This window comes from Streptomyces sp. 71268 (assembly GCF_029392895.1).
In the GTDB taxonomy this organism is placed as follows: Bacteria; Actinomycetota; Actinomycetes; order Streptomycetales; family Streptomycetaceae; genus Streptomyces.
In genome coordinates this window covers 4,174,483-4,189,714 of sequence record NZ_CP114200.1, presented here as the reverse complement: position 1 = coordinate 4,189,714, position 15,232 = coordinate 4,174,483, and the positions used below count along the sequence as shown (strand labels likewise).

At 70.8% G+C, this 15,232-nt stretch carries 8 protein-coding genes; 5 read left to right on the top strand and 3 right to left on the bottom strand.

Annotation, left to right across the window (positions count from 1 at the left end):
- Positions 1-18 precede the first annotated feature (18 nt).
- Together OYE22_RS16110 and OYE22_RS16105 are read right to left on the bottom strand one after the other, a co-directional pair.
- A complete protein-coding gene (locus OYE22_RS16110) occupies positions 19-1,551 on the bottom strand; it encodes a glycosyltransferase 87 family protein (RefSeq protein WP_277321059.1) in 1,533 nt (510 codons plus the stop codon).
- Between the two features lie 279 nt (positions 1,552-1,830).
- Positions 1,831-4,635 (bottom strand): transglycosylase domain-containing protein, encoded by a 2,805-nt coding sequence (locus OYE22_RS16105; protein WP_277321058.1) that lies wholly within the window; start codon positions 4,633-4,635, stop codon positions 1,831-1,833.
- Between the two features lie 381 nt (positions 4,636-5,016).
- Between OYE22_RS16105 and OYE22_RS16100 the strand changes: the two genes are divergently transcribed.
- The 3 genes from OYE22_RS16100 (at position 5,017) to OYE22_RS16090 (ending at position 8,244) form a co-directional block, all read left to right on the top strand.
- Positions 5,017-5,709 (top strand): helix-turn-helix transcriptional regulator, encoded by a 693-nt coding sequence (locus OYE22_RS16100; RefSeq protein WP_277321057.1) that lies wholly within the window; start codon positions 5,017-5,019, stop codon positions 5,707-5,709.
- Between the two features lie 53 nt (positions 5,710-5,762).
- The gene (locus OYE22_RS16095) at positions 5,763-6,845 is read left to right on the top strand and encodes an inositol-3-phosphate synthase (protein WP_277321056.1); all 1,083 of its coding nucleotides are present in this window, start codon (positions 5,763-5,765) and stop codon (positions 6,843-6,845) included.
- A gap of 82 nt (positions 6,846-6,927) precedes the next feature.
- Entirely contained in the window at positions 6,928-8,244 is a 1,317-nt protein-coding gene (locus OYE22_RS16090) for an MFS transporter (protein ID WP_277321055.1), read from the top strand.
- A gap of 77 nt (positions 8,245-8,321) precedes the next feature.
- On the opposite strand, the gene OYE22_RS16085 is transcribed toward OYE22_RS16090, so the two are convergent.
- Complete coding sequence (locus OYE22_RS16085) at positions 8,322-9,812, bottom strand: CCA tRNA nucleotidyltransferase (RefSeq protein ID WP_277321054.1); 1,491 nt, start codon at positions 9,810-9,812, stop codon at positions 8,322-8,324.
- 188 nt (positions 9,813-10,000) lie between these two features.
- Here OYE22_RS16085 and OYE22_RS16080 point away from each other — a divergent pair, with 188 nt between their 5' ends.
- Together OYE22_RS16080 and murJ are read left to right on the top strand one after the other, a co-directional pair.
- A complete protein-coding gene (locus OYE22_RS16080) occupies positions 10,001-12,358 on the top strand; it encodes a DUF6049 family protein (RefSeq protein WP_277321053.1) in 2,358 nt (785 codons plus the stop codon).
- 45 nt (positions 12,359-12,403) lie between these two features.
- Positions 12,404-15,178, top strand: a complete 2,775-nt coding sequence (gene murJ, locus OYE22_RS16075; RefSeq protein ID WP_277321052.1) for a murein biosynthesis integral membrane protein MurJ — start codon at positions 12,404-12,406, stop codon at positions 15,176-15,178.
- The last annotated feature ends 54 nt before the right edge of the window (positions 15,179-15,232 follow it).

The following is a 15,232-nucleotide window of genomic DNA, read 5'->3' as shown; positions in this document are numbered from 1 at the left end:
GCACGCCGGGCCCGTGCGCTACTCCAGGTACGTGCCGCCGTGCGAGCCACGGCCGGCCCGGCCCCCGTGCGGGTACGCGTCGTCCAGGTCGAGCTTGCCCGCCGGCCGGCGCAGCGTGAACGCGTCCGGAGCCCCGTCGAACACGCCCCCCGACGGATCGTCGGAGCCGTCCCGGCGCACGGGGTCGTACTCGGGCAGCAGCACGTCCCGGACGACCACCGCGCACAGGTAGAGCGTGCCGAGCAGGTGCAGCACGATGGCCAGTTGGTAGCCCTCGGTGGGCAGCCCGTGGTGCTTGTCGCCGCTGTTGGTGTACGCCAGGTACATCCACACGCCGAGGAAGTACAGCAGTTCGCCGGCCTGCCAGATGAGGAAGTCGCGCCAGCGGGGCCGGGCCAGCACCGCCAGCGGGACCAGCCACAGAACGTACTGCGGCGAGTAGACCTTGTTGGTCACGACGAAGGCGGCGACCACCAGGAAGGCGAGCTGCGCCAGGCGCGGGCGGCGGGGGGCGAACAGCGCGAGGGCCCCGATGCCGATGCAGGCCAGCAGCATCAGGAGGGTGGCGTAGGTGTTGACATCGTCCATCGGGTTGCCGGAGCGCTGGGAGATGATCAGCCAGACGGAGCCGAAGTCGACGGGCCGCTCCTGGCTGAAGGTGTAGAACTTCGTCCAGCCCTCCCTGATCGTCAGGTCGCCCTGCTGGTCCTGGGTGAGCATGACGGGCAGGTTGACCACGAGCCAGGCCGCCGCGGCGCCCGCGATGGCCGACCACCAGGCGCGCCAGCGCCGCGCGCGCAGGCACAGCAGCAGCAGCGGGCCGAGCAGCAGCACGGGGTAGAGCTTGGCGGCGGTGGCGAGCCCGAGGAGCACGCCGGCGGCCAGCGGGCGACTGCGGGACCACATGAGCAGGGCACCGGAGGTGAGCGCGACCGCGAACAGGTCCCAGTTGACGGTGGCGGTCAGCGCGAAGGCCGGGGCCAGCGCCACCAGCAGCCCGTCCCAGGGCCGCCGCCGGTGGGTGCGGGAGACGCAGACGGCGATGGCCACGGCGCACACCATCAGCATCCCGGAGTTCACCAGCCAGTAGATCTGGGCCCGGTGCTGGTCGCTGCCGTCGTGCGGCGTGAGCCAGGAGGCGACCTCCATGAACAGCCCGGTCAGAACGGGGTATTCGAGGTACTCCATGCCGCCGGCGACGTCCTGCGGGATGCGGTCGAAGTACGGGACGAGGTCGATGGAGAAGCCACGGCCGGCGTACAGGTGGGGGATGTCCGAGTAGCAGGCGCGCGTGTACTGGGTGGTGGTGCCGAAGAACCAGCCGCCGTCGTAGCAGGGCACCTTCTGCGCCATGCCGAGGGCGAACATGCCGATCGCGACGAGCGCGATGATCCGCACCGGCGTCCACCAGCTCACGCCGGACAGCGCCCGGCGCCCGACGGGCCCGCCGATCAGCTCACTGCCGGCGGCCGCCACCTCGTCCTCGGCGGTGGGCCGTACGGGGTTCCGGGCGGCGGTGGCACGCGGGTGGGGGCCGTGGACGCTCGTCATGCGCACATCCTGCCGTACGAGGGCCACGGGGGCGGTGTGGCCCGTCGCCGGGGCCCGCGACACGGGCACCTACTCGGCACGCGACGGACACACGGCCACCGCAACCGCCCGCCGCACACGACCAGCACCCGGCCACCGCCCCCCGGGGGGCGCGGGATCGGCCCGCCGGCACCGGCAACGCCACAGGGCGGGCCCGCGAACGGGCCCGCCCTGTGGGTCTTCCCTCACCTCGTGTTCCGCGACCCCCGGCCGTGGCCGGGGGCCGGCGGGCGAGAACGGCTAGAGCCAGCCGTGCTCGTTGTCGTCCTCCGTGGGCGTCGTGCTGGGTGAACCACCACCCGGCCCGCCCGGACCGCCCGGGCCACCGGGGTCACCACCGCCCGGCCCGCCCGGATCGCCACCACCCGGTCCGCCGTCGTCACCGCAGGTCGGGTCGAGGGGACCGCAGGTGTCGGTCGGCGTCGTCGGCGGCGTCGTCGGCGGCGTCGTGGTGGGCGTCTCGGTCGGGGTCGTCGGCGGCGTCGTGGTGGGCGTCTCCGTCGGCTCCTCGGTCGGCGGCGCCGTCGTCGGCGGCGGCGCCTGCGTGGGCGGCGGGCTGGCGCCGTCCCCGTAGATCTTGTCGCCGATCGGGGAGGGCTTGGGGAAGGTCAGCTTCTTCTCGTTCTTGAGCGCTTCCTTCATGTATCCGGCCCAGATCTTGGCCGGGTACGAGGCACCGTGGATGCTCTCGGAACCGGTGTCGGAGCCCACGCCGTACATCGGCAGGAACTTCTGGTTCTTGGCCTGGTCGTCGACCCTCCACATGCCGATCGCGGTGGAGAGCTGCGGGGTGTACCCGGCGAACCAGGCCGACTTGTTGTCGTCGGTGGTACCGGTCTTGCCCGCGGCCTCGCGCCCGATCTGCGCGGAGGTGCCGGTGCCGTCCTCGACCACGGTCTTGAGCACGTCGGTGACGTTGTCCGCCACGTTCGGCTCAAACGCCTGCTCGATCTTCTCCTCGTGCACGTACTCCTCGGCCCCGTCCCGCTCGACCTTGGTCACGGAGTACGGGTCGGCCTGCTTGCCGCTGGCCGCGAACGTGGCGTACGAGCCGGCGAGCCGGATCGCGCTCGGCGACGACGTGCCGAGCGAGAACGTCGGTGTGATGGAGGCGAGTTGGTTCTTGCTGAGCCCGGCGGCGAGCGCCGCGTCGCGCACCTTGTCGGTGCCGACGTCCATGCCGAGCTGGATGAACGGCGTGTTCACCGAGTACTGCATGGCGGTGCGCAGGTCGATCTTGCCTCTGCTCTCGTCACCGTCGTTGCGCTGGTGCCACTCCTTGCCGTCCTTGTCCAGCCACACATCGCCCTTGTAGTCCCGCAACTTCACCTTGTTGTCGCCGTTGTAGATGCTCTTGGGCGAGACCAGGGTGCGTTGCTCTCTGGACTGTTCGGGGGGCAGGTTGGGATCGCGCTTGCCGTCCGTCATGGCCGCCGCCAGCACGAACGGCTTGAACGTGGAGCCGACCTGGACACCGGTGTCGTCCGCGTTGTTGGTGTAGTGCTCCAGCGCGTTCTTGCCGCCGTAGATGGCGACGATCTTGCCGGTCCCCGGCTCCACGGACGCCCCGCCGAACTGGACGTGTTTGTCCTGGGGGCGCTTGTCGGGCCTGATGTTCTCCTTGGAGACCTTGTTGACCGTCTTCTCCAGCGCCTTCATCTTCTCGCGGTCGAAGGTGGTGTGGATCTGGTAGCCACCGCGGTCCAACTCGGCCTTCGAGATGTCGGAGTTGGCGATGATGTAGTTGTCGGCGAGGTCGGTCAGGTAGCCGATCTGACCGGCCTTGTTCGTCGCCAACTTGGGCTTCTGCGGCTCGGGGAACTTGGTGATCTTCTCCCGCTCCGCGCTGTCGAGCCGGCCCACCTTGACCTCACGGTCCAGCGTCCACGCCCAACGCTCCTCGGCCCGCTTGCGGTTCTTCTCCTTGGTCGCCGCCAGGCCCTGGCCGCCGGCCGGGTCGTAGAGGTTCGGACCGTTGAGCGTCGCCGCGAGGAACGCGCTCTCGCTCGTGGTCAGGTCCTCGCAGTCCTTGTCGTAGAACGCGCGGGCCGCCGCCTGGATGCCGTAGGCACCGCGCCCGTAGTAGGCGGTGTTCAGGTAGCCCTCGAGGATGTCGTCCTTGTCCTTGGTGGCGCCCACCTTGATGGAGATGAACAGCTCGGTGACCTTGCGCTTGAGCGTCTGCTCCTGGCCCAGGTAGGTGTTCTTCACGAACTGCTGGGTGATGGTCGAACCACTCTGCGTCTGGCCGCCCTTGGCCATGTTGACCACCGCGCGCGCCACACCCATCGGGTCGACGCCGGCGTCGTCGTAGAACGAGGCGTTCTCGGCCGCGATCACCGCGTTCCGCATCGACTTCGGGATCTTGGACAGCGGCACGATCTGCCGGTTCAGGTCGCCTCCACCGGAGACGACCATCTGCTTGCCGTCCGCCCAGTAGTAGACGTTCTTCTGCGTCTTGGACGCGGCCTGCGCCGTGGGGACCTCCACCAGCATCAGCGCGATGCCCACCGCGCCGACCAGCAGCGCGAAGAAGACCAGGCAGGTGCCGGTGACCAGCTTCCAGGAGGGCATCCAGCGCTTGAAGCCGCGCTTGCCCGCCCGCGGGTAGTCGATGAACCGCTTCTTGGTACGGCCCGCCGCGCCCGCCCCACGACCACGTCCGCGCCCGCCTCCGGCACCGGCCGCGCCCGCGGCCCGGCGTCCTCCTCCAGGCCCACCGGCGCCCCCGCTGCCGGGCGCGCCGGGCCCACCGGCGCCGGCCGCCCCGTGGGCCGCGCTCGCCCCGGCCCCGGCCCCGGCGCCGGCGCCGGCTCCAGCGGCTCCGGCTCTCCGGCGACCCCCGCCCCCGCGGGCCGCACGGCGGGACTCGGCCCGACCGCCGCGGGGCAGCCCCGCGTCGGGTGACTCATACGCATCGGAGCCCGGCCCCGTACTGCTCGGTGGTGGCGCTGCGCGGCGGCCTGGCGGCTGCTGCGCCGCGCGCCGGGCCGCTGCTCGTCCGCCGCCCTGGGGCTGCGGCGGCTTGCGACGGTGCTCGCTCATGGAACGACTACTCCTCGGGCAGGCGCGATCGCCTGGAAGCGGCAAGTGGCTTGCGGTCCCCCCAACGTGCGCGCCAGCGCCGAAGGGCGGCCGGACGCACGGCATCCAGGACGAAGACGCCTCGCGGCGCCCCACGGTTCCCGGTGGTCTGCATGGCGAACAGAGTACGCACGGTCAAAACCTGCCCACTCATCATCTTCATTCCAAATCAGGCACGTTGGGTCGCACGAAACGGTGATGTGACCTCGTTCACCGTGCCCGCTCTTGTCCCGGGGGGTGTGCCGTTCTATCGTCTGGATGTATCGAGTCGATACATCAGCTCGGCATAAGTACACGCAACGCGCCATCGGCAGGCCATCGGCAGTAGGGGAAGGGCGGGGGATGAGCAGGCGTTCCGGCGTTCTGGAGTTCGCCGTCCTCGGTCTGCTGCGCGAGTCCCCCATGCACGGGTACGAGCTGCGAAAGCGGCTGAACACCTCGCTCGGGGTGTTCCGCGCCTTCAGCTACGGGAGCCTCTATCCCTGCCTGAAGACGCTGGTCACCAACGGCTGGTTGATCGAGGAGTCGACCGGGACCGCCGAGGAGGCCACCGGGCCCGCCGGCCGCGTGGTGCCCTCCGGTGCGGCGCTCGGCGGACGGCGAGCGAAGATCGTCTACCGGCTGACGCCCGAGGGCAAGGAGCGCTTCGAGGAGCTGCTCTCCCACACCGGGCCGGACGCCTGGGAGGACGAGCACTTCGGAGTCCGCTTCGCCTTCTTCGGTCAGACCTCGCGGGATGTGCGGATGCGCGTCCTTGAGGGGCGGCGCAGCCGCCTGGAGGAGCGCCTGGAGAAGATGCGGGCCTCCCTCGCGCGCACCCGCGAACGGCTCGACGACTACACGCTGGAGCTCCAGCGGCATGGCATGGAGTCAGTGGAACGCGAAGTCCGCTGGCTCAACGAGCTGATTGAGAGCGAGCGGGCGGGGCGCGAGCAGCGCCGGCCCGCCGAACAGGACACATCGCACGACACGGGCGGCCTGCCCCGGCATCGGGGTAGTACCCGGCCGGACCCGTCCGACGATACCGCCAAGTGAGGCCCCGCACTCCGCAGGGCCTCGTCGAAGAACACACACAGGGAGCAACCGGAATGGGTTCGGTTCGCGTAGCCATCGTTGGCGTGGGCAACTGCGCCGCCTCGCTGGTCCAGGGCGTCGAGTACTACAAGGACGCCGACCCGGACAGCCGCGTCCCGGGTCTGATGCACGTGCAGTTCGGTGACTACCACGTGCGGGACATCGAGTTCGTGGCTGCCTTCGACGTGGACGCCAAGAAGGTCGGTCTCGACCTCGCGGACGCGATCGGCGCCAGCGAGAACAACACCATCAAGATCTGCGACGTCCCGCAGAGCGGCGTGACCGTCCAGCGCGGCCACACCTACGACGGTCTCGGCAAGTACTACCGCGAGACCATCGACGAGTCGCCCGAGGCGCCCGTCGACGTCGTCCAGATCCTCAAGGACCGCCAGGTCGACGTCCTCGTCTGCTACCTGCCGGTGGGTTCCGAGGACGCGGCGAAGTACTACGCCCAGTGCGCCATCGACGCCAAGGTCGGCTTCGTCAACGCGCTGCCGGTCTTCATCGCGGGCACCAAGGAGTGGGCCGACAAGTTCACCGAGGCCGGCGTGCCGATCGTCGGCGACGACATCAAGTCGCAGGTCGGCGCGACCATCACGCACCGCGTGATGGCCAAGCTGTTCGAGGACCGCGGCGTCATCCTGGACCGCACGATGCAGCTCAACGTCGGCGGCAACATGGACTTCAAGAACATGCTGGAGCGCGAGCGCCTGGAGTCCAAGAAGATCTCCAAGACGCAGGCCGTCACCTCGCAGATCCCCGACCGCGACATGGGCGCCAAGAACGTCCACATCGGCCCGTCGGACTACGTGGCCTGGCTGGACGACCGCAAGTGGGCCTACGTCCGCCTGGAGGGTCGCGCGTTCGGTGACGTCCCGCTGAACCTGGAGTACAAGCTGGAGGTCTGGGACTCCCCCAACTCCGCCGGCGTGATCATCGACGCGCTGCGTGCCGCGAAGATCGCCAAGGACCGGGGCATCGGCGGCCCGATCCTGTCGGCCTCCTCGTACTTCATGAAGTCCCCCCCGGTGCAGTACTTCGATGACCAGGCCCGGGAGAACGTCGAGAAGTTCATCAAGGGCGAGGTCGAGCGCTAAGCGCTCCACCACGACACCCTCAGCGCGTGGCCCCCGGGGACGAATTCCCCGGGGGCCCGCGCGCTGTGTGAAGCTGTGCGCCATGCCCGTTGTGCGAGGTCTGCGCGTGCTCCTGCGGATCGGCGACTTCCGCCGTCTGCTCACGGTCCGGCTGCTCTCCCAGGCGGCCGACGGCGTCTACCAGGTGGCGCTCGCCTCCTACGTCGTCTTCTCCCCCGAGAAGCAGACCTCGGCCGCCGCCATCGCCTCCGCCATGGCCGTGCTCCTGCTGCCGTACTCGCTCCTCGGCCCGTTCGCCGGCGTGCTCCTCGACCGCTGGCGCCGCCGCCAGGTCCTGCTGTACGGGAACCTGGCCCGGGTCGTGCTGGCCGCGGGGACGGCCGCGCTCATCGTGGCCGAGGTCCCCGACGGGCTCTTCTACGCCTCCGCCCTCACCGTCACGGCCGTCAACCGCTTCGTGCTGGCCGGGCTCTCGGCGGCGCTGCCGCGCGTGGTCGCCACCGACGAGCAGCTCGTCCTCGGCAACTCGCTCTCCCCGACGGCCGGCACGCTCGCCGCCACGGCGGCCGGCGGCCTGGCCCTGGTCGTGCGCCTGGCCGTGCCCGACGGGGCCGCGTCCGACGCGCTCGTCATCCTGCTCGGCTCGGCGCTCTACCTGTGCGCGGCCCTCGCGGCCCTACGCATGCCGCGCGACCTCCTCGGCCCCGACCCGTACCAGCTCCAGCCCAGGCCCACCACGGCCCTGTTGAGCACCGCCCGCGGGCTCCTCGCCGGCCTGCGCCACCTCACGCGCCGCCCCGCGGCGGCCCGGGCCCTGTACGCGATGACGCTCATGCGGTTCTGCTACGGCGCCCTCACGGTGATGGTCCTCATGCTGTGCCGCCACGCCTGGGGCGACGGCGACTCCGAGGGCCTGGCGCTGCTCGGCCTGGCCGTAGGGATCTCCGGGGTGGGCTTCTTCGTGGCCGCCGTGTGTACGCCCTGGGCCGTGGCCCGCTTCGGTCCGCTGGGCTGGGTGGCGGCGTGCGGGGCGACGGCGGCGGTGCTGGAGCCGGTGCTGGGCCTGCCCTTCGCGCCGGCTCCGATGATGGTCGCCGCGTTCGTCCTCGGGCTCACCACCCAGGGCGCGAAGATCGCCACGGACACCGTCGTGCAGGCCTCCGTCGAGGACGCCTACCGGGGCCGGGTCTTCTCGCTGTACGACGTGCTCTTCAACGTGGCCTTCGTGGGCGCCGCCGGGGTGGCCGCCCTCATACTGCCGCCCGACGGGGCGTCGGTGTCCCTCGTGCTTATCGTGGCCGCGCTGTACCTGGTCGCCGTGGTCCTGGTCGTGTTTCACGTGAAACACGACCGACCACGCCCCGACGTTTCACGTGAAACCGAGCACCGTTTCACGTGAAACACCCGCCCGGCGACACGAGTGCGGGCCCCGGCGCCAGCGCGCGAGGACCCGCACTCCGTCTCTTCGTCTGCCCGTTACGCCGGGGCCTGGGCGGCCCACCACTCCTTGAGCGCCTCGATCGCGGCCTCGCGCCCCAGCGGGCCCCTCTCCATCCGCAGCTCCAGCAGGTGCTTGTACGCCTTGCCCACCTGCGGCCCCGGGGACAGCTCCAGGATCTGCATGATGTCGTTGCCGTCCAGGTCGGGCCGGATGGAGTCAAGCTCCTCTTCCTTCCGCAGCCGCTCGATCCGCCGCTCCAGACCGTCGTACGCCTGGGAGAGCGTGGCGGCCTTGCGCTTGTTGCGGGTGGTGCAGTCGGAGCGGGTCAGCTTGTGCAGCCGGTCGAGCAGCGGGCCCGCGTCGCGCACGTACCGGCGCACCGCCGAGTCCGTCCACTCGCCCGTCCCGTAACCGTGGAAGCGCAGGTGCAGCTCGACCAGCCGGGAGACGTCCTTGATCATCTCGTTGGAGTACTTGAGCTTGGCCATCCGGGACTTGGTCATCTTGGCGCCGACCACCTCGTGGTGGTGGAAGGAGACGCGGCCGTCGGACTCGAAACGACGCGTCTTCGGCTTCCCGATGTCGTGCAGCAGCGCGGCGAGCCGCAGCACCAGGTCGGGCCCGTCCTCCTCCAGGGCCATCGCCTGCTCCAGCACGATGAGCGTGTGCTCGTACACGTCCTTGTGCCGGTGGTGCTCGTCCCGCTCCAGGCGCAGCGCGGGAAGCTCGGGCAGCACGCGCTCGGCGAGCCCGGAGTCCACGAGCAGCTTGAGCCCCTTGCGGGGGTGGGGGGCCAGGATGAGCTTGTTCAGCTCGTCGCGGACCCGCTCGGCCGAGACGATGTCGATGCGGTCGGCCATGGCCGTCATGGCCGCGACGACCTCGGGGGCTACCTGGAAGTCGAGCTGGGCCGCGAAGCGCGCGGCGCGCAGCATCCGCAGCGGATCGTCGGAGAAGGACTCCTGCGGCGTCCCGGGGGTGCGCAGCACCCGGGCGGCGAGGTCCTCCAGACCGTGGTGCGGGTCGATGAACTCCTTCTGCGGGAGCGCGACGGCCATCGCGTTGACGGTGAAATCTCGCCGGACGAGATCTTCCTCAATGGAGTCCCCGTAGGAAACGTCAGGCTTCCGCGAGGTCCGGTCGTACGCTTCCGACCGGTATGTGGTGACCTCGATCTGAAAGCTCTGGTTCGCCCCGTCCTGACCCGGTCCCTGCTTCTGGCAGCCGACCGTACCGAAGGCGATCCCGACCTCCCAGACCGCGTCCGCCCAGGGCCGGACGATCTTCAGCACCTCTTCGGGCCTGGCGTCCGTCGTGAAGTCCAGGTCGTTGCCGAGGCGGCCGAGCAACGCGTCCCGTACCGAGCCGCCGACCAGGGCGAGAGAGTGCCCGGCCTGCTGGAAGCGGGTGGCGAGATCATCGGCTACGGGGGAGACCCGCAACAGCTCGCTCACCGCGCGGCGCTGCACCTGGCTCAGCTCGTAGGTCGGCTGCGAGGTCTGGGTGTCATGGTTGGCGTTCGGCACAACAGAAAAGGGTACGTTGCCCGGGGGCCACCGGCCTCCTCGATATGCGCGGGCCCGCCGGCCCCGCGCCGCCCCGCCCTGTGACGATCATGTGGAGCACTCCCCAGCACTTCGCCACACCGGATCTCGTTACCATGCGTGGACGCACAACCGACGACCACTGACGACGACGAGGGACGGGCGAGCGCGTGGCCGAGGCGGCAGAGCTCCAGGGGACGACTTCTGCTCCCGCCCGACGATGGCTGCGGCGCGCCGGGGCGCTACTGGCTGCCGTCCCCCTGCTCGCGGGGCTGATCCAGGTCACGGGGCCGAGCGAGGCCGCCGCCGCCCCCAAGCCCACCGGCTCGCGCTCGGTGGACGTGGCGATCGACTCGCTGACCCCCGCGACCCCCACCGCCGACGACACCCTGACCATCAAGGGCACGGTCACCAACAAGAGCGCCACGGCCATCGACAGCGCGCACGTCGGGTTGCGGCTCGGCCAGGTGATGAGGGGCCGCAGCGCCATCGACACGGCCGCCACGCGGACCGGCTACTTCCCGGACTCCGACGGTGTGGAGATCGACAGCAAGTACGCGGAGAAGGTCGGCAAGCTGCCCGTCGGCGGCAGCCAGGACTTCAGCCTCGCCATCCCCCTCAAGGACCTCTCGCTGAGCCAGGACGGCGTCTACCAGATCGCCGTGTCGCTCGTCGGCGAGACGGCCGACCAGCCCTCCTACCTACGGGTCCTCGGCATCCAGCGGACGTTCCTGCCCTGGCAGACCACGCCGCCCGGCAAGAAGACCAAGCTCAGCTTCCTCTGGCCGATCATCTCCACCCCACGGGTCACCGCGCGCACCGCCACCGACGAGCAGCAGACGCCCATCTTCCGCGACGACGACCTGGTCAAGGAGCTGGCGCCGGGCGGGCGGCTCCAGCAGCTCGTCGCCCTCGGCAAAGACCTGCCCGTCACCTGGGTGCTCGACCCCGACCTGCTCGCCACGGTGGACGCGATGACGCGCAAGTACGACGTGCGGGACGGGGACGAGACCACGCCCGGCCGTGGCCAGGCCGTCGCCCGGCAGTGGATGGCCGCCCTGGACAAGGCGGTCGAGGGGCACAAGGTGGTGGCCCTGCCGTTCGCCGACCCCGACCTCGCGTCGCTGGCCCACCGCGGCAAGGTCGTCTCCGGCACGCTGAGCCACCTCCAGTCGGCCACCGTGCTCGCCAAGACCACCGTGGAGTCCACTCTCCAGGTGACGCCCCGGACCGACTTCGCCTGGCCCGTGGACGGCGCCATCGACTCCTCGATCGTCGACGTCGCCACCTCGGCCGGCGCCCACCACGTCATCACCCGCGGCGACAGCCTCCAAGAGAGCGACAGCCTCACCTACACGCCCACCGCCGCCCGCCCCATCGGCGGCGGCACCACCGCGATCTCCGCCGACGCCCGCCTCTCGACCGTCTTCGACGGCGACATGTCGCGCGCCGAGAACTCCACCCTGGCCATCCAGGAGTTCCTCGCCCAGACCCTGATGATCACGCAGCAGACGCCGGAGCGGCAGCGCAGCATCGTCGTCGCCCCGCCGCGCATGCCCACCGCGAACCAGGCCCAGGCCATGGCCACCGCGCTCGGCGGCCTTGAGCCACGGCGCTGGAGCGAGCCGCAGGAGCTGAGCGACGCCGCCAAGGCCAAGCCCGACCCGGCCGCCAACCGGCAGGTGCCCAGCCGCGGCGACTACCCGAAGGCGCTACGCAAGCAGGAGCTGCCCACCACCGCGTTCTCGCAGATACAGCAGACACAGCGCACCCTCGACCGCTTCCGCAAGGCGCTCACGATCGAGGAGCGGGTGGTCCCCCCGTTCGGCACCGCGATCATGCGGGACATGTCGACCTCCTGGCGCCGCGACCGCGGTGGGTCGGCCTACCGCGACGACGTGAGCGGGCACCTGCGAAGCCTCACCGAGCAGGTCGGCATCATCCAGAAGTCGCCGGCCACCCTCTCCGGCCGCAGCGCCACCATCCCCGTCACCGTCAAGAACGACCTCGTGCAGGGAGTCGACGGGCTCCGCCTGGTCCTCACCTCGAACCAGCCGCTGCGCCTGAAGGTCAGCGACCCCCAGGACATCAAGATCGACGGCGGGCACAGCCAGTCGGTGAAGTTCGAGGCGTCCGCCCGCGCCAACGGCCGCACGACGATCGTCGCCCAGCTCTTCACGGAGGACGGCCAGCCCTACGGCGAGCCGATGATCTTCGAGGTGAACGTCACGTCGATCACCTCGACTGTGATACTGGTCATCGCGGTCGGCGTACTGCTGCTCGTCCTCGCGGGCATCCGGATCTACGTCAAGCGCAGGCGGGCCGGCTCGGGTCCCGCGGACCCGGGCGACAAGCCCGGTGACCTGGACCCGGATTCGGCCCCGGACCCGGGCTCCGACCCGCGAACCGGCCCCGAGGCGCCCGTCGAGAACGGCCCCCAGGACCCCGCGCAGCCGAGTGACCCGTCTTCGGACACCGGATCGCAAAGCAATGGCCCATCCGGCTCAGGTGAGAAAGTGGACCGTTGAGGAATGGTGGGGCCAGACGGCCGCGGACGATGAGGTGGGGTAGCGATGAACGCGCCGTACAACGGTGACCGCGACCGTGACGCGGGCGCGGACCCCGCGGGTCAGGGGTCTCCGTACCAGTCCGGCGCCTCCGCCCACGACCCCTCGTACGCGCCCACCTACCAGCAGCCCTCCTACCCGCAGGACCCGTACATCCCCGACCCGTACGCGCAGGACGCCTACACCCAGGCGTTCTACCAGCAGCCGTACGTCACGGGCTCCTTCCCGGTCTACACCGACGAGGCGTACCAGCAGTACGCGCCCTACAGCGAGCCCGCCTACCCGCAGGACCCGTACGCCCACGGCGGCTACCCGCAGGACGGGTACGCCCAGGACGGCTACGCGCAGGGCGGGTACCCCCAGGACGGGTACGCGCAGGACGGCTACGCGCAGTACCCGTACCCGCAGCACGACCCGCGGGCCCAGGGCGGCGACGCCCTCTACGACCAGCAGGCGCATCCGCCGCCCGGGTCGGCCGACCCCACGCAGCACCTCTACCACCAGGCGCCGCCCGGACAGCACCCGCCGGACCCGCGGGTGTGGGCCCCCACGCCCGCCCCCGAGCCCGACGGCGCCTCGCGCTACCTGCCCTACGGCGACAACGGCGCCGACACCCAGTACGTGGGCGTCGACGACCTGATCAGCCAGGGCTCGGACGAGCGCCCGGAGCCGGACGCCTTCGCGCACCTCTTCCGCGACCAGCAGCCGTACGAGCCGCCGCGCCCCCCGCGACAGGACCAGCACGGCTACGACCAGTACGGCCAGCAGCAGGCCCAGGCCGACTACGGGCAGGGCCAGCAGTACCCACAGCAGGGCGGCCACTACCCGCAGCAGGCCGGTCACGCACAGTACTCCCAGCAGGCCGACTACGACCAGCAGGCGCAGCAGCCGCAGTACTACCAGCAGGACCAGCAAGGCCAGCACGGCCAGGGGGGCCCGGGCGGCCAGCAGAGCCAGTACCAGCAGCAGCGCCCCGACCCCCGTGGCGGCCCGGGGCCGCGCGCCCCGCACGGCCGCCACCACCGGCCGGTGGCGCCCGGCGGTCCGGGCGGCCCCGCCCCGAGCCCGGGGACGGACGCCACCGTGATGCTGGGTTCCCCGGCGGCGGCCAAGGCGGCGGCGCAGGGCGCCGCGAAGCGCGGCGGCAAGGCGTCCAGCCTGCTCAAGTCCAGCGCCCTGATGGCCGCCGGCACCATGGTCTCCCGGCTGACCGGCTTCGTCCGGCAGGTGATGATCGTCGCGGCGCTCGGCGCCGCCACGCTCGGCGACACCTACACCGTCGCCATGACCCTGCCCACGATGATCTTCTTCCTCACCGTCGGCGGCGGCCTCAACTCCGTCTTCGTGCCGCAGCTCGTACGGGCCATGAAGGAGGACGCGGACGGCGGCGTGGCCTTCGCCAACCGACTGCTGACCATCGTCATCGTCATCCTGATCGGCCTCACCGCCGTCTCGGTCTTCGCGGCGCCCCTGTTCATCCACATGATGTCCCCCGAGATCGCCGGCGACCCGGCGGCCAACGAGGTCGCGGTCACCTTCGCCCGCTACTGCCTGCCCACCATCTTCTTCATGGGCGTGCACGTGGTCATGGGCCAGATCCTCAACGCCCGCGGCAAGTTCGGCGCGATGATGTGGACCCCGGTCCTCAACAACATCGTCATCATCGCCACGTTCGGCATGTTCATCTACGTCTACGGGTCGGCCAGCAAGTCCGAGTTCGGCGTCACGACGATCCCCGAGGAGGGCATCCGCCTGCTCGGCGTCGGCACCCTCCTCGGCCTCACCGTCCAGTCCCTGGCGATGATCCCGTACCTGCGGGAGGCGGGCTTCCGGTACCGGCCGCGCTTCGACTGGCGCGGTCACGGCCTCGGCAAATCCGCCAAGCTGGCCAAGTGGACCGTGCTGTTCGTCCTCGCCAACCAGGCCGGCGTCATCGTCGTCACCCAGCTCGCCACCGGCGCCGGCTCCGCGGCGGCCGACGAGGGCTACCCCGGCACCGGCATCCTCGGCTACTCCAGCGCCCAGCTCATCTGGGGCATGCCGCAGGCCATCATCACCGTCTCGGTCATGGCCGCGCTGCTGCCCCGGCTCTCCCGGGCCGCCCACGACGGCGACGTGGGCGCCGTCCGCGGCGACATCTCGCAGGGCCTGCGCACCTCCGCCGTGGCCATCGTGCCCATCGCCTTCGGCTTCGTGGCGCTCGGCATTCCGATGTGCACCCTGCTCTTCGGCTCCTCGGGCATCGAGGCCGCCCGCGCGATGGGCTACATCCTGATGGCCTTCGGCCTGGGCCTGATCCCGTTCTCCGTGCAGTACGTCGTCCTGCGCGGCTTCTACGCCTACGAGGACACCCGCACGCCGTTCTACAACACGGTCATCGTCGCGGCCATCAACGCCGCCGCCTCCGGGCTGTGTTACGTGCTGCTGCCCGCGCGCTGGGCCGTGGTCGGCATGGCCGCCTCCTACGGTCTCGCGTACGCGGTCGGCGTGGGCATCGCCTGGCGGCGCCTGCGCGACCGGCTGGGCGGCGACCTCGACGGCCGCCACGTGATGCGCACCTACTCACGACTCTTCGGCGCCTGCGTCCCCGCCGCCATCCTCTCCGGACTGACGGCGTACGCCATCACCGACGCGCTCGGCAGCGGAATCGCCGGCTCGGTCGCCTCCCTGATCGGTGGCGGAATCGTGCTCATCGGAATCTTCTACATCGCGGCGAAGCGCATGCGCATTCAGGAGCTGACCGCAATGGTCGGAATGGTCCGGGGTCGTCTCGGCCGCTGACCGCAGCACAACCATCGTCCACCACCGCGTGTCGTGCAGGGTGGCGGACTGTGG